19 protein-coding genes and 1 pseudogene are annotated in these 17,825 nt (G+C 66.8%); 10 read left to right on the forward strand and 10 right to left on the reverse strand.

What is annotated here, in order from left to right; all coding sequences use genetic code 11:
* Positions 1–478 precede the first annotated feature (478 nt).
* On the forward strand, positions 479–1,384 hold the full coding sequence (locus tag VMT40_RS37200; RefSeq protein WP_326364361.1) for an alpha/beta fold hydrolase: 906 nt from the start codon (positions 479–481) through the stop codon (positions 1,382–1,384).
* 18 nt (positions 1,385–1,402) lie between these two features.
* Here VMT40_RS37200 and VMT40_RS37205 read toward each other — a convergent pair whose 3' ends face one another.
* Together VMT40_RS37205 and VMT40_RS37210 are read right to left on the reverse strand one after the other, a co-directional pair.
* The gene (locus tag VMT40_RS37205; RefSeq protein WP_326364362.1) at positions 1,403–1,651 is read right to left on the reverse strand and encodes a hypothetical protein; all 249 of its coding nucleotides are present in this window, start codon (positions 1,649–1,651) and stop codon (positions 1,403–1,405) included.
* Entirely contained in the window at positions 1,648–2,400 is a 753-nt protein-coding gene (locus tag VMT40_RS37210; protein WP_326364363.1) for a GAF domain-containing protein, read from the reverse strand. Before VMT40_RS37210 ends, VMT40_RS37205 begins: the two co-directional genes overlap by 4 nt.
* 339 nt (positions 2,401–2,739) lie before the next feature.
* Between VMT40_RS37210 and VMT40_RS37215 the strand changes: the two genes are divergently transcribed.
* Positions 2,740–3,222, forward strand: a complete 483-nt coding sequence (locus VMT40_RS37215) for a hypothetical protein (RefSeq protein ID WP_326364364.1) — start codon at positions 2,740–2,742, stop codon at positions 3,220–3,222.
* Between the two features lie 15 nt (positions 3,223–3,237).
* On the opposite strand, the gene VMT40_RS37220 is transcribed toward VMT40_RS37215, so the two are convergent.
* Positions 3,238–3,435 carry a hypothetical protein gene (locus VMT40_RS37220; protein WP_326364365.1) on the reverse strand — a complete coding sequence of 66 codons (198 nt, stop codon included), beginning with the start codon at positions 3,433–3,435 and terminating at the stop codon, positions 3,238–3,240.
* A 355-nt stretch (positions 3,436–3,790) separates the two neighbouring features.
* Here VMT40_RS37220 and VMT40_RS37225 point away from each other — a divergent pair, with 355 nt between their 5' ends.
* From VMT40_RS37225 to VMT40_RS37235, 3 genes are all read left to right on the forward strand, one after another.
* Positions 3,791–5,125 (forward strand): hypothetical protein, encoded by a 1,335-nt coding sequence (locus VMT40_RS37225; protein WP_326364366.1) that lies wholly within the window; start codon positions 3,791–3,793, stop codon positions 5,123–5,125.
* On the forward strand, positions 5,122–5,721 hold the full coding sequence (locus tag VMT40_RS37230; protein WP_326364367.1) for a GNAT family N-acetyltransferase: 600 nt from the start codon (positions 5,122–5,124) through the stop codon (positions 5,719–5,721). The genes VMT40_RS37225 and VMT40_RS37230 overlap by 4 nt, the downstream gene beginning before the upstream one ends.
* Before the next feature lie 121 nt (positions 5,722–5,842).
* On the forward strand, positions 5,843–7,066 hold the full coding sequence (locus VMT40_RS37235; RefSeq protein ID WP_326364368.1) for a DNA cytosine methyltransferase: 1,224 nt from the start codon (positions 5,843–5,845) through the stop codon (positions 7,064–7,066).
* A 387-nt stretch (positions 7,067–7,453) separates the two neighbouring features.
* Here the strand turns inward: VMT40_RS37235 and VMT40_RS37240 are convergent.
* From VMT40_RS37240 to VMT40_RS37250, 3 genes and pseudogenes are all read right to left on the reverse strand, one after another.
* Positions 7,454–8,314 (reverse strand): annotated as a pseudogene (locus tag VMT40_RS37240) (IS5 family transposase); the annotation flags it as partial.
* 2 nt (positions 8,315–8,316) lie between these two features.
* Complete coding sequence (locus VMT40_RS37245; RefSeq protein WP_326364370.1) at positions 8,317–8,742, reverse strand: hypothetical protein; 426 nt, start codon at positions 8,740–8,742, stop codon at positions 8,317–8,319.
* Positions 8,743–8,747: 5 nt separating this feature from the next.
* On the reverse strand, positions 8,748–9,617 hold the full coding sequence (locus tag VMT40_RS37250; RefSeq protein WP_326364371.1) for a DUF6192 family protein: 870 nt from the start codon (positions 9,615–9,617) through the stop codon (positions 8,748–8,750).
* A gap of 666 nt (positions 9,618–10,283) precedes the next feature.
* On the opposite strand from VMT40_RS37250, the gene VMT40_RS37255 reads away from it, so the two are divergent.
* Positions 10,284–10,514, forward strand: a complete 231-nt coding sequence (locus tag VMT40_RS37255) for a hypothetical protein (RefSeq protein WP_326364372.1) — start codon at positions 10,284–10,286, stop codon at positions 10,512–10,514.
* The gene (locus tag VMT40_RS37260) at positions 10,511–10,921 is read left to right on the forward strand and encodes a hypothetical protein (protein ID WP_326364373.1); all 411 of its coding nucleotides are present in this window, start codon (positions 10,511–10,513) and stop codon (positions 10,919–10,921) included. Before VMT40_RS37255 ends, VMT40_RS37260 begins: the two co-directional genes overlap by 4 nt.
* Positions 10,922–11,029: 108 nt before the next feature.
* Here the strand turns inward: VMT40_RS37260 and VMT40_RS37265 are convergent, their stop codons facing one another.
* The 4 genes from VMT40_RS37265 to VMT40_RS37280 all read right to left on the reverse strand — a co-directional run bounded on the left by VMT40_RS37265 (position 11,030) and on the right by VMT40_RS37280 (position 13,798).
* Complete coding sequence (locus VMT40_RS37265) at positions 11,030–11,257, reverse strand: hypothetical protein (RefSeq protein ID WP_326364374.1); 228 nt, start codon at positions 11,255–11,257, stop codon at positions 11,030–11,032.
* 716 nt (positions 11,258–11,973) lie between these two features.
* Positions 11,974–12,372: a hypothetical protein gene (locus VMT40_RS37270; protein ID WP_326364375.1), complete on the reverse strand. Its 399-nt coding sequence runs from the start codon at positions 12,370–12,372 to the stop codon at positions 11,974–11,976.
* A 74-nt stretch (positions 12,373–12,446) separates the two neighbouring features.
* Positions 12,447–13,019, reverse strand: coding sequence for a hypothetical protein (locus tag VMT40_RS37275; RefSeq protein ID WP_326364376.1), 573 nt, complete (start codon positions 13,017–13,019; stop codon positions 12,447–12,449).
* Positions 13,016–13,798, reverse strand: a complete 783-nt coding sequence (locus VMT40_RS37280) for a hypothetical protein (RefSeq protein ID WP_326364377.1) — start codon at positions 13,796–13,798, stop codon at positions 13,016–13,018. The genes VMT40_RS37275 and VMT40_RS37280 overlap by 4 nt, the downstream gene beginning before the upstream one ends.
* Positions 13,799–13,947: 149 nt before the next feature.
* On the opposite strand from VMT40_RS37280, the gene VMT40_RS37285 reads away from it, so the two are divergent.
* From VMT40_RS37285 to VMT40_RS37295, 3 genes are all read left to right on the forward strand, one after another.
* Positions 13,948–14,280: a hypothetical protein gene (locus VMT40_RS37285; protein ID WP_326364378.1), complete on the forward strand. Its 333-nt coding sequence runs from the start codon at positions 13,948–13,950 to the stop codon at positions 14,278–14,280.
* A gap of 1,235 nt (positions 14,281–15,515) precedes the next feature.
* Entirely contained in the window at positions 15,516–16,100 is a 585-nt protein-coding gene (locus tag VMT40_RS37290) for a hypothetical protein (protein WP_326364379.1), read from the forward strand.
* A gap of 1,204 nt (positions 16,101–17,304) precedes the next feature.
* Positions 17,305–17,718: a recombinase family protein gene (locus tag VMT40_RS37295; protein WP_326364461.1), complete on the forward strand. Its 414-nt coding sequence runs from the start codon at positions 17,305–17,307 to the stop codon at positions 17,716–17,718.
* Positions 17,719–17,825 lie beyond the last annotated feature (107 nt).

The raw sequence follows: 17,825 nt of genomic DNA on the forward strand, positions 1-17,825 counted from the left end.
GAACACCGGTTGCGCCGGGAGTGACGACACAGGTAGTCGCGTTGACCGTCGTGCCGGTATCGGCCTCCGACTCTCGAAACTGTCTGCACTGGCGGGCGCTCTCACGTCGGATCGCGCGAATTTCCTGCACCACCCTGTGGTTCAGCGTGTGCGGCCTTGTTTGGGATCTGGATGGCCATTTCCTCGTATGCCTTGCAGTCGTGGAAGACGGGGACGGGGATTTCCGACAGTGGGGATGTCGAGCAGGGCCTGGGGGCGCCGTCGAGGATGCAGGTCCATTGGGCTCCCAGCAGCATCCGGTTCTCGTTGGCAGCGAATCGCACCCGGGCGCGGGTGGGGTCGTCCGCCAGGTGGTCGAGTATTCCCGAGGTCTTCAAAGGCACTGGCAGCCTGACATCTCGGGCAGAGTGCTGGTTGGCGTGCTAGCAGTTCGCCATTTCGGTGTGCTGGTCATTCGCTGGCTCGTAGGGTCGCGTGCATGCCTTCTTCGAAGCTGTGGTCGATGAGATTGCAGGGTGCGGTGGTGGGTGGGATGGATTGCGGGGACCACACCGGGTACCCGGTCCTCGCCTTTCATGGTTCGCCCGGTTGCCACGTCGAGGCCGTGGCGTTCGCCGATGCTCCGGCGGCGGCCGCGGGCCTGCGGCTGGTCGCGGTGGATCGGCCGGGGATGGGGATGTCGGAGCTGGCTCCGCAGCGTCAGGTGATCGAGTGGACTGAGACGGTGGCCGCGGTGGCCGATCATTTCGGGTTCGACGAGTTCGCGGTGCTGGGCGCTTCGGGCGGCGGTCCGTACGCGATGGCGTGCGCGCACGCCTTGCCCGACCGTGTGAGTAGTTGCGTGCTGGTCAGCTCGCTGGCACCGGTTACCGATGCTGCGGCGGCGGATTCGGGGGAGGGCAAGCGGGCGGGAGGGTTGATGATATTGCGGCTGTTCCCGTTTCTGGCGCGCCCGGTCGCACGGCGGTTGTCGTCGATCGTGAAGAAGGATCGGGGTGTGGCGGCGATGATCGCGCAGATGTCGCAGGCCGATCAGGACCGGATCGCCCGTGACGACCAGCTGCGTGCCGATATCACGGCCAACATCCGCACGGCGTTCGTGCCGGGCAGCCGGGGAACCGCAGCGGATATGCAGCGGTTGTTCGCGCGCCCGTGGGGGTTCGATCCCGCCGATATCGTTGTGCCGACCGTGATCTGGCACGGTACGCGCGATGCCAACGTCCCCGTAGGCGATGGCCGTCGCTTGGCCGCGATGATCCCGGGCGCGCAGATGCGCCTGGTCGAGGGGGCCGGCCACTTGCTGTTCGTCGACCACGCGGCTGCGGTATTGGATACCGTTCGCCAGCGCAGCGGTGAACGTGACGAGCGCGCTCTGCCGGACTGAGGTCAGTGCGTGGCGAGATCAGTACCGCGGCTTGGCCTTGTTCATGTTGTTGGCCATTTCCTGGCACGCTTTGCAGTCGCGTACGACGGGGACGGGGACCTCGCCCATCGGGGTGATGTCGAGCAGGGCTTGGGGGCGTTCGCCATCGAGGATGCGAGTCCATTTCGCGTCCAGCAGCATCCAGTCCTCGGTGGGGGCCAGGCGGACGCGGGCGCGGGTGGCGGCGGTGTCCTCGACCCCGGCGGCCAGGGCGAAGACCGCGCTCACGACGGCGAGTTTGTCGTCTTCGTGGAATTCGGGGTGGTGTTGCCGCCGGAGGCGTCGGCGATGACCGCCCGTACTCGGCGTTCTCCGTCGATGCGGGTGGCGCGGGCGGCGATGAAGACGTTGTGGCGCTCGCCGTACTCGTCGATGGTGACCGCGGTGCCTGACCAGCGGTCGGCGGGGGTGTCGACGGTGGGCAGGTTGAACAGCGACAAGAACCCGTGGTGGTCGATGCTCTCAAAGGCTGCGATAGTCTCCGGAATCGTGTGGCCGCTCAGGGCATCTCCGGCCGGAGTGCGTAGCAGGAACATCGCGGCTGGGTTCGCGGACACGATGCCCGAGCCGTTCCATTCGGCCGCGCCGATAACGGGGATTGCGGGGAGGGGTTCGGAGATGTTGCCGCACCACATTGCGATGGCCTGCACGACGCCGGCAGGGCCGAGAACCGGGACGCCGATCAGGTGCTGGACGCGGTCGTCGGTGAGGGTGATGTATTTGTCGCGGGTGCGGCCGGTGTCGTAGACCTCATGGATGAGCGGATCCATCATGCGGGCCACGCTGCCCACGCGGGCGATGGAGCAGCGGTTGAGGCGGGAGAACTCACGGGGGGTGTCGCCGTCGAGGACGACGGTGGCCTGGTCGGGGCCGTCCATTGTGTCGATCACGACCCAGTTCCAGCGGGCCGCGATGGACTTGGCGGTACCCGGCTGTGTGGGGGCTGAATCGGCGTCGGTGTGAGTTTCGGGGCGCATGGTGGACCTCCCTCTGCGGGTGGGGATCGGTGGGCCCGATTCAGGCGGTGGTCGTCTGGCGCTTCCTCGATCTTGGTCGAGCCTGCTTGAAGCGTAGGCGCATATTCAACGAGAAATCAACACTAAATCGACAGTATTGCAGCATGTTACCGACGATTCATGTGGGTTCACCGCTGAATTCGGCACTCCGAGCGGCAGGTCTCGCCCCCATCTGAAAAGGATTTTTGCCATACAATCGGGAGGCCAACCTCGCAGTTGTGCGCGTTGCCGAAATTGCTAACGACGGTCGGTCCGAATCCGATGTCTTTGTGGCCGTTTAATCGACATATACTCACCGGTATGACTGGCACAGCGGACCCCGTGCGCTTCGGCATGATCGTGAGAGCGGCACGTCGACGGCGAGGCTTGACCCAGGACGACATCCCCGGACTGGGCTCTACGCGGGTACGCGAGCTCGAGAAGGGCCTTGGCGGGATCCCGCGCAAGGAGACCACCGATGCCCTCGACGCGGTGTTCGGCTGGCGGCGCGGCGCGGCGCGGGAGGCCTACTTCGGTGGCTCGAACCCGGACGAGGACGCGCGCCACAGGCGCCGCCGAGCGGCCCAGTCTCGCGGTGCGGTAGGGGAGCCTGCCGAGGTACCGGCCTCGCCGCGGGTGCAGCGGATCGCGTCTCGGCTCGCGGAGATGACCCCGGCGCAGCTGGATCAGGTCGAGATCGCATTCCGGCTCGCGGAGATGACCCCGGCACAGCGCGATCAGATGGATACTTTGGTTGATCTTGTGAAACAGATGGGGCGGGACGCGCAAGGATCCGAGGACTGACGACCAGGAGGGGATCTACCTGAGTGAGCCGCTGATCACGACGCCTTCGTCTCGGCTGCCGGGACGGTACATGCTGTTGCGGGCGGTCAGCGCGTGGACCGCGCGGCAGAGAGGGTCGTCGATGGTGTTGTCGCACAACGCCAGATGCAGTGCGGTCTTGCTCGGCAACCCCCGGTGACCGGTGGGGCAGACCGGGGCCGTGACGGCGTTCATGGGCGGTGGGTACGGGCCCGCCGAAGGGATGCCGGTAGGGCGCCAGGCGTGCCGGGTGTGGGGCAGGCCGGGGTGATCGGGGCGGCAGCCATAGGGGTCCCTCCGTTGGGATGGGGGAGCACCCGGTGCCGGGGATCTCTCTGCGGGGTCGATTCCCTTGCTGGTGGCGGGGCGAGCGCGACACCTGCGGGCACCGGATGCTGGTGTCGAGCTTGCGGGCTGACCCGATTCGAGTGAAGGAGGTTGTGGTGTATGCGGGTGGCCGCTGGTGTACGGCGGTGTACGCGGGGGTTGCGCTGGCCGCTAGGTGTTTACGCTGAGGGCACGCATTTCCCGCCGGGCGAGGGGACAGGGTATGCAGTGGACCGGTGCTGACACTGTGGTGCTGCGTAAGGCCGTGGATCTGACGCAGGAACAGATGGCGGCGGTGATCGGCTGCTCGATATGGGTGGTCAAGAAGTGGGCCCGCCGCGGCGAGACCATCGTGCTGGGTGAGGAATTCGCCGACGCGATGGACACCCTGCTGGCGCGGGCGAAACCGGCCCAGCAGCAACGCTTTACCCAGATGATCGAACAACGACAGTCCGACCGGACCGCACCACGCACGCATGGGGCCGGTGTGGTCGGTGAGTGGTCCCGCGGCGGTGCGTCGTCGGGTGAATGTGGGTTGTATGCATGGGAAGTCGATGACGACGTGAGGCGGCGTGATTTCGGGTTGGCGGCCGTGGCCGGAGCCGCGATGCTGGTGCTGGGGGACCGGGAGCATCTGGGCAGCAGCGACGTGTCCCGGCTGCTGGCCGGGGTCGACGCGCTCGAGCGCGAGGATCAACGCTCTGGCGGCGCGGGCCTGGTCGACTTCGCTGTCGAGCAGCTGGCCCGCCACAAACACCGCCTCGACACCGGCGACTACACTGCGGCCACCGGCACCGCCTACGCCAGCGCCACCGGGCAGCTCGCGGTCCTGGCGGGATGGCTGGCCTACGATGCGGACCGGCACCCGCTCGCGCGCCGCTGCTACGCCGACGCGATGGAGAAAGGCACCGAGTCCGGCGACGACGACCTGATCGCCCACACCTGCCTCTACGCAGCCAACCAGTCCATCGCGCTCTCGCGTATCGGAGCGGGCAGCCCGCACCGGGCACTGACCCTGACCGCGCGGGCCCGTGATCTCATGGCCGGTCGCCCTCCTGGGCGTATTCACGCGCTGATCGCCGTGCGCGAAGCCCAAGCGCGGGGCGTGCTGGAGGATCGGGCCGGGTTCGGGCGGGCGTTGGCGATGGCGTGGCGAGAGATGGACCAGGCCGCCGCGTTCGAGCCGCTCGAGCAGACTCCGCAGTGGCTGCGGTTCGTCACCCACGCCGAGATCGCTGGGCACGAGGCCCGCGGCTACGCCGATATCGGCGAGCTGACGCGGGCGGTCGAGTTGTACGGGGCGGCCGCCGAGCAGCAGGCCGGAACCCGCAACGCCACCAACCTGCGCGCCTGGTCGGCCACCACCCGCGCCCAGATCGGGGATCTCACCGGCGCCCTCGAGGAAGCCACACCCGTGCTGACCAGCCTGGCCAAGGTCTCCTCCACCCGCACCCTGCGCGTCCTCGAACCGCTGCGCACCGCAGTCGACCAGCTCACGATCGGCAGCGGCTTCCGCGACCAATTCGATTCGCTCGCAACGAAAGCCATCACCGCATGACCACACCGCCGACCGGTGTCACCTTCGAACACCTCACCGCCGAGCAAGCCCGCGAAATGCGGGAGGTGGTCGAGGACATCTACCGTCGCTCCTACGTCGAAGCCATCGCTTCCGGGGATCCGTTCGACGCACCCGAGCAGTTCATGCACCGATTCGACGCCTACACCGACCCATCGCGTTCCCGCGGGTTCGAACTGGTCCTCGCCCGCGTCGACGGCCACCCCGCAGGTCAGACCTGGGGGTGGCCGCTGCCACCGGATGCGGCCTGGTGGAGAGACTTTCATCTCGACCACGGCGACCGGGCCGCGTTCACCGCCGAGGACGGCCACCGCACCTTCGCACTCAGCGAGATCATGGTCTGCACTGAGCACACCGGTCACGGACTCGCACGCGCCCTGCACGACGAACTCCTGCGCGGCCGTCCCGAGCAGCGGGCCACGCTGCTGGTCGAACCCGACAACACCCGCGCCTACAGCGCCTACCGCAAATGGGGCTGGCAACGCGTCGGAACCCTGCGCCCCTCATGGCCCGACGCACCCCAGTTCGACGTCCTGATCCAGCCGCTCACCACCACCGACACCCCGAAGCCGATCTGAGAACCTGTCTGCGAACTTCGGGCCGGGCGAGTCTTCGATTCTGTGGCGCTTGAGGATCGGTTGTCGGTAGCGGCTGCCATCATGGTCGTGGCCATGTGTCAGTGGAAGGGTGAGCGAAGGGATGGCGGTGGCAGAGGAGTTCCTGTCGGTCGAGATCTGCGCTGGAGCGGGTGGGCAGGCCGCTGGTCTGCACCGCGCTGGTTTCCGCCACTTGGCCCTTGTCGAGCTCGACGAGCACGCGGCACAGACCTTGCGACTCAATATCGCCAATCCAGAAGGGCGGCCGCCGCGGTCGGGTTCGTGGGAACGATGCGATGTGCTCGCGATGGATGTGAAGGACTTCGATCCCACGCGGGATCTGGCCTGGGGGGCCGAGTTGTTGGCGCAGCGTGGGCTGGATCTGCTGGCCGGTGGAGTGCCGTGTCCCCCGTTTTCCCACGCGGGCAAGCAGTTGGGGCGGGAGGACGAACGTGACCTGTTCCCGCGCATGCTGGAGTTGGTCGAGCTGCTGCGTCCGCGCGCGGTGATGATCGAGAACGTGCGCGGGATCATGGATCCCAAGTTCGCGGGCTACCGTGACTGGATCATCTCGAAACTGCAAGGCGGACCGTACTTCGCTGATGACGGCCAAATCGGAGAGGAACCCGGGCTCGGTTACACCGTGTGCCGATGGGACGTGTTGGAGGCTAGCGATTTCGGAGTACCGCAATTGCGGCCTCGGGCGATACTGGTCGCGTTTCGTGACGACGTGATCGCCGACCTCGACTACGTGTGGCCCGAACCCACGCATCGGGTTGCGGTGACTGTCGCCGACGCCCTTGAGGCGTCGATGCGGGTCCGGTTCGAACCCTATTTCGTCGGCGAGCACTCCGACCGGGCTCACGCGGCGTTCAATCGGTGGCGGGAAAGGTCGTGCGCCGGTGTCGCACCGACCTTGGTGGGTGGATCGAAGAAGCACGGCGGCGCGGACCTGGGACCCACCAGGGCCAAGGCCGCGTGGAAACAGCTCGGGATCTGCGGTCTGGGCGTGGCCAATGACGCGGTGACGTGTCGGCAGAAGCAGACCGAGGAGCGTGACCTGTTCGGCGCTGATGGGCCGATGCTGACCGTTGAGCAGGCCGCCACGATTCAGGGATTCCCTGCCGGATGGGTGTTCTCGGGCGCGAAGACAGCGCAGTACCGGCAGGTGGGCAACGCGTTCCCGCCGCCAGTGGCCACGGCGGTGGGTGAGTCGATCATCGCGGTACTACGGGCGGCACGAGAACGCGATCAGGTCACCGCCGACACTGCGCAGCGGGTGCCTGCAGAGCGGGAGTTGGCGTCGCGGACAGCCGTCACCGCGTGACGGCTGTTGAACGCTACCGGCTGGTTCGGCGGGCTCTCCACGCCTTGGTTCGGCACGCGGGACGGCAATAGAGCGCATCGGCACGGGTGATGGCCGCGGGCCAGGACTTCCCGCAGACCGGGCAGGTTTTGCGGGGCCGGGTGGGTTTCGCGCCGGTCTGCCACAGTCGGTATTGCTCACCGCCGAAGGCGACGAGCTCGGCGATACGTCGGTCATGGGCGCGCAGCTCCCGCCAGGCGCGGCCCCGACATCGCGCACTACAGAAGCGGCGGCTACGGCGGCAGTGCTCCGGCAGCGGCTTTCCGCATTGCGCGCATCGGCGCGGGCGGGAACGACGCGCCACAGCGTTCACGCCGCCCGACGATCCGCGCTCTGGGCACGCTGTTCGCGGGTCAAACGCCTCGTCATCAAAGTGATTGCGGCCCAGGTCAAGTGAGCCTCCGAGTGGTCTGGGCGACGCTCATAGTCCCTCGCGTTGCGCCGCGCGTTGAGCAGCCAGCCGAACGTCCTCTCGATCACCCAGCGTTTGGGCAGAACGACGAACTTCGACTGACCGGGCAGTTTGGCGACTACGTTGAGGGTGAGCCCGAGGAACTGGGAGGCCCAGCCGACCAGCGCGCCGTTATAGGCCGAGTCGGCCCATGCGATGGTCAGCTCCGGATGCAGTATCCGCAACCGCCACAGCAGTTCCCGGGCGGCGTCGCGGTCGCTCTGATTGGCCGGGGTGACCAGGATCAGCACGGGCAGGCCCTTACTGTCCGTGGCTAGGTGGCGCTTCCTTCCATTGATGCGTTTACCCGCATCATATCCCCTGGTCAGAGCGCTGACGGTCTCCGCGCCCTTCACGCTCTGGGAGTCGATCACCACCGCCACCGCGCCGGGCGGGCGACCCATCCGCTCCCGGATCCGGCGGCGCAGCTGGTCGCGGATGCGACCCAGCACCCCGGCGCGGGCCCACCTCGAGAAGAATCCGAAAACTGTTTGGAACGGGGGAAAGTCGGCGGGAATCGCTCGCCACTTACAGCCATTATCGACCAGATAGCGGATGGCATCGACGATCACGCGGCGATCGTGCTTCTCCGGCCGACCGCCCTTGCTGGTTCGGCACGCCGGGGTCGGCAACAGCGGCTCGAGCAGCGCCCACTCCAGATCGGTGCAGTCGGTCGGATACCGGCGGGCCCGGGCGAGGATGGCCGGGCGGCGGGCTCGCTTGCGCTTGCGGCGGGCGGGAATTCGGTTCGGGCACATGGTCAGACCTTCAGCCTGGTGAGCATCTCGAAAGTCGCTCGCACGCCTCCGACCTGTTCCAGGACCAACCGAATCCAGTCGTCACCGTTGCTGCCGTCCACGGGCTGGCGCGCACGATGAGGGTCCAGCACGGCGGTGAGCATCCTGGTGATACGGGTCAGCTCCATCCGGAAGAACCCGCGTTCTGCCGCGATCCAATAGACCTCGTCGTCCGAGAGCGCGTAACCGAGCACACGGTTATAGGTCAGCGGGGTCATATGCTCAGCCGCGGTGACTTTCCGGATCCAGCCTAATCCGCTCCGGACCTGCGCGGGGGTCAGGTCGGTGGCCGCGCACAGCTGCCGCAGCGTCAGCCCGGCCGGGCGCGCCTCGAGCAGGGCGATCCGCACCATCTCCCCGCTGACATGGGGAGGCAGCGGCCGGACCATGATGGTTACTCGCCGCGCAGTAGTCGGGCGAATCCCTCATCGAGGGTGAGGTTTCCGGACTCGACGGCGGTCTCCACCCAATCCGCGGTCGCGCGCACCCGCGCCACGTTGTTATGCACCGTCGCGATCTCATCAGCGCTGAACTGGTGGCCGCGCAAGGTCGGGATCACCCTCCCCACCTGCGCGGTGAATGCCGCGCACGCCCCGATCAGTTCCATGAACTGCGCGGTGTGTTCGACCCGCTCCACCGCGGGGGTTCGCTTGCGCACGTTCTCGCACACCACCTTGGAGCGGTCGATCTGGGCCTTGTTCACCAGATGCCGGGCGGTGTCATCGGCGATCACGCGGGCCGCGACCTCCGGGCGGCGGATGAAATCGGTCGCCACCCGCGCGGCCACGTGGTCATCGACGGCCAGATCGTGAATGCGGTCCACCCGCTCCTGGGCCGAGACCGCCTGCACGGGCCGTCGCCCGACCGCGCGCTTGGCCTCATCCAGAGTCCACCGCACTCCATCGGGCGGATTATCGATCAGTTCGAACGGATCGTTCGCGCTGCACAGAATTCGGTGCACATCGAAGGACACACCACGACGGCGCTGCTCTTCCGGCCAATGCGCGGCGGTGAACCGATACTCCTCCACAGTCTTCGGAGACAACCCGATATCGTCGGCGAACAGCGACAACGCCTGCGAGACCGTCAGCAACTCCTCACCCGGCCCTGACTTCTGGCCGCCTTGGGGGCGCATCGGCTCGATTTCCAGAGCCAGCTCACCGATGCGGAACTGCACACTGGTCTTCTGCCTCACCAGCTTGCGGCCCTCGGCCACGATCTCGTCATAGCGTTTGCGGCTGACACACCCGATCTTGGCAGACATCGCGGTTCACCACTTTCGCCACCGAGTCGCCGACACCGGATGCGCCGACAGAAGAACCTCGGCGTCCGACCACACCAGCATGCGCGCGGCGAACCCGAACCACCAGAGCTTCCACCCCCCTTATCTTCCCAGGTCAAACCCGTTTTATGGACCCGTCGGTATCCGTTCGCTCCTGCGTCACGGTGATGGTTTCGCGAACGCAGCTTCGCCGCCGCCAGCCCCGAGTCCGGCATTTAGCTGAGCAATACACCGCATTCGCCCGTCGTTGCAGACCCTTGGTCCACTCGGTCCCGCACTCCGGGCACACCATCCGCGCCGCCGGGGACTCGTCCCGCATCGCCGCGACCCGCGCACGGGCACGCCGCGCCCACCGCCAATGCCGCGCCCTACACGAATCCGAGCAATACACCGTCCGTGGCCCCCGCCGCGCCGAAAGCCCTCTCCCACAGCACAAACACCGCCGCAGAACCACCAAGCCCCCGCCTCCGTCAGCCCCCGCCTCCCTCTGCTTCCTGGCCACACCCGAGCCTATGACCCCCAGCGCACCGGATGGCAGCCCCCGCTATTCACGCGGGAAGAGGTTCAAAAACGGCTTCTGAGCCGAACAGCACCGAGCCATCGCCGTGTGGGTTTCGTGCGGTGGTGGCGGGCGATACGCTGGTGACCATGACCGACCGGGAGATTCAGGTGCGGCTGCCCGAGGAGGTGGCCGCACAGCTGCGTACCGCGTTGACCGCGGCGGCCCCGCAGCCGAGTGAGGCCGATCGGGAGCACGCTCTGGCCCGCATCAGCGAGCTCGCGGGCGGCAAGGTCGATCCGGCGCTGCTCAAGCGCGCCTACAAGGTGTTGGGCCACGATCCGGAGGCCCCCGAAGGGGCGCACGCCGGAGCGGCATGAGCGAAAAGCTCCCCAGCGGCGTGGTTTTCGACCGCGCCGCGTTGATCGAGTTCGCCCACCAAGGCCCCTATACTCTCGCGATCGCCTTCGCTGTCGTCGAGATGAGCGACACCCTGATCGTTCCCACCACCGCGCTCGCGGAGGCCCGCGCCCTGGTTCCGGCCGAGCGGCTGCCGGTGCTCGAGGTGCTACTGGACCTGCCGACCACCGTGGTGATCGACCTCGACCGAACCGCGGCCTGGTCCCAGGTCGGTGCCGTCCTCGCCGCCGCCCCACCGGTCCCGGACGGGCTGTCGGCCGCGCACGCCGTGGTCGCCGGGGTCGGGCGGGACTACCCCGTCGTCACCGACCGTGGGCCTGTGCTTGGGACTCTCGACCCGCGCGTCACCATCGACGAACTGCCCTGACCTGCCACAACACGGGCATGCCATGCTGGATGGGCGGTCGCAGGGCTCGGCGACGCAGGCGAGCCGGAGGACACCGTCATCGCGACGGCCCCGGCGGGTGCCCGCGCGCTACCCACCGCGATCCCGACCCCGATCACCGCGATCCCGCAAATGGCCGCCGCCGCTATCGCCCAGGGGGACACCGACCGGATCATCCTCGTCGACGCGGCCGAACCACCGATCGTGCGAACCCTCGGCTGGGTGCCCGGCCAGTGGCTCGAGTCGGGGGATTCCTCGCGCTACCGGTCCCATGCCCATGGTGCGGGTGGTGGCGCGACGGAGCAGGCTAATGTCCACCGGACACTCCACCGCCTGATCCGGCGTCGGGTTAACGTGCAGCCTGACCGACCTGGCGTGCCTATCACCTGGAAGAGGCTATCGTGCACCGGATCTCGCTCGTAATGTCGCGGATGGATTTCGAGGCCTGTCTCAGCAACCGCACCCGCTGGTGTCGCCTCCGGGTTACCGGGCGGCACTCACGCTTCGGCATCCCGGGAGCCGTCCGCCCTTGCGGCTTCCGAATCGGCGCTTCTCCCAGCCATGGAAGCGGCCGCGTGCGAGAACGCCCAACGACCGGCGGGATTCCCCGGATACCTTGCCATTCCGCCGGTCCAGGGAGCGCGACCTCCGAAGCGGGACGGGAACCAGGACAACAAAACCCGCGTCTTATGTTATTGCGTGGACGTATTCGTTATTGCTCCCGCGCCGACGACGGAACATGCCTGACCGGGCATAAGCCCACGCTTGTCGATTGCGGCCCTGGGGATTTCGAGTCGGTACGCAGGAAGCAAGACGGCAGGCGAGGCGCGCACACTCCGCTCGGCATGGTCGAGCTATGCGAGCACGGATTCCCATCCGCCGGTGCGGATCTGCTCGATGATGTGCTCGGCGACGGCGCACGGCCGGCCATGGGTCCCTGATTCTGCCCGACAAACCACCGCATGATTGCGGGAGGTCGGCCAGCCGGTCGTGCTCTGAGCGGCCGACCTGTCGAAGCCTGGCTATCTAGCCAGCTAGATCAGTTCTTCGCTGAGTTCTTCGGTTTGCTTGAGTTCCAGCCGCGCGGCCCGAATAGCGGATGAGGCTCGGCTGAGCTCGTCGCCCGCAGTGGCGTGGCCAGTGGCCGATGACCGCAGTCGTACGATGGCCTGCTCGGCCTGGGGTATCTGTTCGGAAACCGCGGTAGCGAGATGTCCGATCGCCCTCGCGGCGGTGGCGTCGATCGAACCCAATTCGGCGCTGATCTCGCGCAACTGCAGGGGATTCAGGGTGGAATAGTCGATGGTGCCGTCATCCACGTACCGCCACAACCAACGGATGGCGGTCACCGCCTGGGCGATGTCCTCCGCAGTGATCGGGGCCTCTGTCACGGGGAACGCTGCCTCGACGGCGGCGGATCGGTCGGTCGTCATGATGGTGGGTCTCCTCGGGTAGATGGTGTGGGACGGTGTTCCGGCGCGGCGGGCCTAAAGCGTGAACGCTCTGGTCAGTCGACAGCGCGGAGGTGCCGGTACCGAGGGCCCTGCTCGGCGTGGTCGAGCCATGCGAGCACGGATTCCCATCCGCCGGTGTGGATCTGCTCGATGATCTGTTCGGCGACGACGGTGTGGCCGCTGGGCGCGTACCCGGTCGGGCTGGCGTTGCTGTATGCCTGGTCGACCAGGTTTCGGAGTGTGCGGCCGCGTCGCTGCCAGATCTCGGGTGCCTGGTCGGGGTCGTCGGTGGCGTCGTGGGCCATGCCGAACAGGAAGGTCGGGGCGTAGGTGCTGGCGCGGTCGGGCTCGGCGTCGAGCCACAGCAGCATCGCCACGGCCTCGGATTCGTCTGTGCGGGAGCGTGAGAGCCGGAATTCGCCCAGCGGCGGCAGATCCGGGAACTGGTCGGCGTACTCGGTGAGCAAGGCCCGCATGGTGTCGAGAGTGGGCCCGTCGACCCAGTCCAGAACCCAGCCCCCGTATCGCCCCTGCTTCGGGCCGTCGTGGACGGCCCGGACAGAACGGCCGGTGCGCTCGCTGAGCAGTTGGGCGAGTTTGGCGGCTTGGCGGGATCGGTTGGTCATGACGCGCCTTCGGCGAGTGGGGGATCAGGTGCGGTGGTGTCGTCTGTTGCCGAAGGTGTTGGGGCGGTGTGGATCTGGGCTTCGAGTTCCCGCGCGTAGGCGCGTTGCATGTCGGCGGTGTGGCGGTGTTCGCGCCGACGGGCCTCGCTGGGTTCGTCGGCGGCCAGACGGTCGTAGAGCACGGCCGCGCGGCGCGCGATCGGGGCCATGAGCTCGGGTGGGGGAGAGAGGAATTCGTCGAGCACGATGCCGCGCAGGATGATCAGCTCACCGATCTCGGCCAGCGGGTCCATGCGGGCGATGCGATCGGCGACCGGGTGGGGCCCGTGGTCGGGGTCGAGGTGCTCGCGGTGGCGGACGAGCCACGCGTCCAGGCGGGCGATCCGTTCGCCGGCGTCGTGGTCGGGGTGCGGGCCGGTGCCCACCGCGTAGCGCAGCTGGGCGTCCTGGTGAGCACCCTTGAACCGGTTCTCGGCAGCCGACCAGCGGGCGTGCGCGGTGGACCGGGCGACCTCGGCGACCTCGGCGATGTCCTCCCAGCTGGTGCCGTAGACCCGCTCGGCGACCACCACGGCCTCGACCAGATCCTCGGCGTAGGAGCGCAGCCGCAGGACGTCCTCGAGGGCGTAGCCCTGGGTGCGTCCCGGGCCTGGGGGAATCACGAACCCGCGGGTGAAGTCGGCGAGCTCGCGGGCGGCTTCGCACACCCCCAGATCCGCACGGCCCAGTTCGGTCAGCGGAGCGAGATCGGCGATGGCCTGCTGAGGCGACTCGGTCATAGTGGTGAGTGTATGCCGGACAGCATGATCATTGTTCGAACTTCCGAACAGATCGCACGATGTGCGTGCCTGCCGGAAATGATCATGTCCGCCGATAGTTTCTGCTTATCGGAGCCCGGAACACGAGCTCTGATAAATACTTTCAACTCATGGCAGATCGCGTGAATGCTCGTCCTGGTAGCAAGGTTTGGCGGCGAGTGGACGGCAAGTGGACTGGATTGCGGTCGCAGGTCTCCGGAGCCGGATATGTTGACCAGTTCCCGGGCGCCACGACCGAAGAGGTGCTTGCTGCGCAGATGAAGCAGCCTGGCGGCTTCTGGATCGTCGACAGCAACGCCACCGACGATCCCGATGGAGGGTTCGAAATCGAGAAGTACCTACCAGACAGCGTGACCGGCGATAACGGCATCGTCGTGTTGGCCCCGAGCAAGCCACCCTTCGGAGAATGGACCGAGCTCGACAAATGGCCGTCTGACGACTAGGGCCCGACCACCAAGAGGGCCACGCATCCGAAGTGAGGTTTTGGGCTCCCGCAAGATCGCCGGCAATTCGGTGAGTTCGACAGCCTGCGCACCGATTTCGACGACCACACCATTCCCGCCGAACTGCTCGAAGTAGCGGCCGTGGCACGGTATCGCCGGGGAAGACGACGGCCCGAACCCGACTCATGGACTAGGCAAATACGATGTCTGTCAAGTCTGTCCTCACATTGCCGAGCGGGGATCGGCCGACGGGTGGCTGCAATATCGGGACGGGGTCCTTGGGCACCGGTCGGTACCGACGGGTGGGTCGGTGAACCGATCACAGCGGCCGACCTGCTCACGGTCGCGCACGAGGATCTCACCGCGCTCGAGGCCGCCGGAGTCATCACCGAAGTCATACATCGAACCGGTGGTGGGGGGTCGACGCCGAGGTCGGCGATCAGCGAGGAGGGAAACACTGACCAGCTCGGCGTTGGGACGTGGGCCCACCGGGCAGCCCGTAGCGGCGGAAACCGTTTGAGCAGTTGTCTCAAGCAATTCGGACAGCCAGCCGGTTCATCGCCGGTTGCCGCGTCGATGCGAAGAGTCGAAGCAACGACGCGAACTCCGGCGACCACCAGTCCGTCCAGATGCGAGAACAGAACCGTCAACACTCCAAGATCAGAACACTAGCCAGGCAATCACCAAGTGTGTGCCAGATCCAACACTCGACCGGAGTAGACACCTCAAAGCGGCGTTATTGATATCCCCTGGATTTCGGTCCATAGGGGTTTGAGCTTGCTCCAGAATGGGCAGCGATCGTTCCGCGACCGCGTGCCTGGCCATGACCGGGCCAGGCACGCGGTCGCAGATCTGCGTGGTCGACTGCCTATGCGGTTGAACTGATCCGAATGGTCGGGGCGTCTACGACCTGCTGTTGCTGGAGCAGCCCAGGCGTGGAACGGCTTCCACACCTCCGCTATGTCAGCGATCGCGCATGCTGATCGTACGGTCGCAAGCCGCAATGTTCTCGACAGCCGTCCCCGCTATTGGGAATAGTTGTTCGCGGGCGAGCGCTGCGCAGGGGACACAACCGCTATCGATGTAATGCACTTGTTCTGGGGACCAGTCCTTGCTCGGCGAGCAGCCCGAGCCGGGGTGGCTGCCACTGTGGTTCGTGCTCAACGGAATACACGCGCGGAAGACTGCCACACCCGATACGGTGTGGGTCGGCTCAGACGCCGGGAGTCAGGTGTTTGCGGGCTCGTTCGACTGTTTGCTACTCGTTCGACGCCGTCGAGGTGTTTCTGCGCACGCCGCAGGGCCTGGATGCGGTCGACGAGATCAGCGAAATCGGCGGCCGCTGTGTCGTGGCCAGATCGGGCGGAAGCCACAGCAGCGCACACGGATTCGACCTCGGCGAATATCTGCTCCAGCTCACGTCGCACCCCGGCCTGTGGATCAGACCTGTCGGCACCGATGGGATCAGCGCGCCGACGAGTCGGCTCGGCCAAATCCTCCGCGTAATCGGCGGTGGGATCGACTCTCGTCGAGAGCGTTCCGACGCCGCGGTGCCCATCGCCGGGAACCGCGGTCAGCGCCGCGAGGCCGAACCCCTCGTACGCGACTGCGGCAGTGAGGGTTCCGGCGCGCAACCCCTCGGCCTCCGATTGATCGGCCAGGGCCGCCTGCAGGCTCGCACTGATCTCGCGCAGGACGGGTTCGCTCAGGCGCTGGCCCCGGCCCACGGCCAGCTCGGCGGCCTTACCGGCGACAGCCTTGACCATTTCCGCCGCGGCGTGATGAGGGCGCGCAGCTGTTCGCCCGAGAGTCCGCGCTGAGCATCACGCAGGGCCCTCGCCCACCTGCAGCAGTGCCCGGAGATCATCGCCCGCCTCACGAGGCACCAGATTTGGCGCCCACGCGGGCACCGTCGGCCACCGCAGCCTGCCGATAGCGGCGGTCATAGCTCTATGTACCCGGCATCGCGGGCCTGCCCCACACTCCGAGCCGGGTGCCGAATCAGTGGCTCGAGTCCGGGGGAGTCCCCCGCGCTGCCGGTCCCGTGCCCGTGGTGTTGGTGGTGGCGCGACGGCGCGTGTGAGTGCCCACCGTATGGCGCACCCGCGATTCGGCTGCTGGTTAACCTGTAGGCAACCTGAGGTGACCTGGTGTGCGCTGGACCGAACTGGTGTGCTTTCCGCCTGGAAGCGGTTGCACGCCAGGGTTTCTGCTCGTAGTGTTGCGGATGGGTCTCAAGGCTTGTTTCAGCACCCGCACCCTCTGGTGTCGCCCCTGGGCTATCGGGCGGCGCCCACGCTTCGAGATCCCGGAAGCCGCCCTCCCTTGCGGCTGCCGTATCGGCGCTTCTCCCAGCCATGGAAGCACCGAGCATGAAAACGCCCGACGGCCGGCGGGAATGCCCGAAACACGTTGCCCTCCCGCCGGTCCGGCAGCGTGACGTCCCCGGTGGGCGGGAACCTGGACGGGATATGGTGCGTCCTACTCGTATGGGCGACCATACGAAAGTCGTTGAGCTGTGGCCATATCCAGCCAGTACTGCCGCACGGTGGCGTGACGCGCAGGTGCGGATCGCGCTATACCTGGCGGGGTTGCGGGTAATGATCGCCGATAATCCAACGAGGTTCGGGATGTGCCCTGGTAGAAGTTGATTTGTCGGTTTCGGTACGGAACAGGACGGTTGGTGCTTGGCTGGGCTGCCGATGAGGTCGGTGGGGGGGTGCCGGAGGGCTGGGTTCGCGGCGACCTCCATCCGAGACCAACACCCCGAAGCCCACCACTATGCGCTCACTGTGGCTGGCTGTGAGTCGATCTTCATCTGCAACGCCTTGGCGAGCTCGTCTCCCGCCCCCGAGCTGGCCAAGGCGTTGTTGGTCGCCAACCGGCCCGAAGGCTAACTGGTGGTGACCAAGCTCGACCGGCTCGGCCGCTCCCTCCTGCGGTTGATCTTTCGGTTGTACACCTGCTCGAACTGTCGAAGATCCTGCAGGAACGGAGCGTGGACCTGGTTGTCCTCGATCAGGCATTGACACCGCGACCGCTATCGGACGGATGTTCTTCCAAATCTTGAGTGCAATAGCCGAATTCGAGCACGCTCTGATGTCCAGACGCACCCGCGACGGCCTGGCCGCGGCGCGCGCTCGCGGACGCACCGGCGGGCAGAAGCCGAAATTCGGGCCCTGGCAGGTGAATCTGGTGCGGCAGATATACGACGAACTCGACGAACACGGCATGTCCCGCTACACCGTCGGCCAGATCGCCGCCGAGCTCGGCGTCACCCTCCCCACGATCTACCGCCACCTGGGCAAGCCGATCCCTTCGCACCATGGCTCTCACCAGCGTCTATGGGACTTCGTTGGATTTTCGGCGATTACTACGGTGGACCCATGTCGGCGAACTGGGATCGTCGTGGCTGCAGGTCTGGAAAGTACTCGATGACGGTGTCTTCGACGCACAGGCTCAGCACAGGTTGTTCACCGCGTCGTAGCGGCCAATCCCCCTGCAGATCCTTCGACATGTCCTGTTCCATTTGGAATGGCTGGCTG

This window comes from Nocardia sp. CDC160 (genome assembly GCF_035818795.1).
Taxonomy (GTDB): domain Bacteria; phylum Actinomycetota; class Actinomycetes; order Mycobacteriales; family Mycobacteriaceae; genus Nocardia.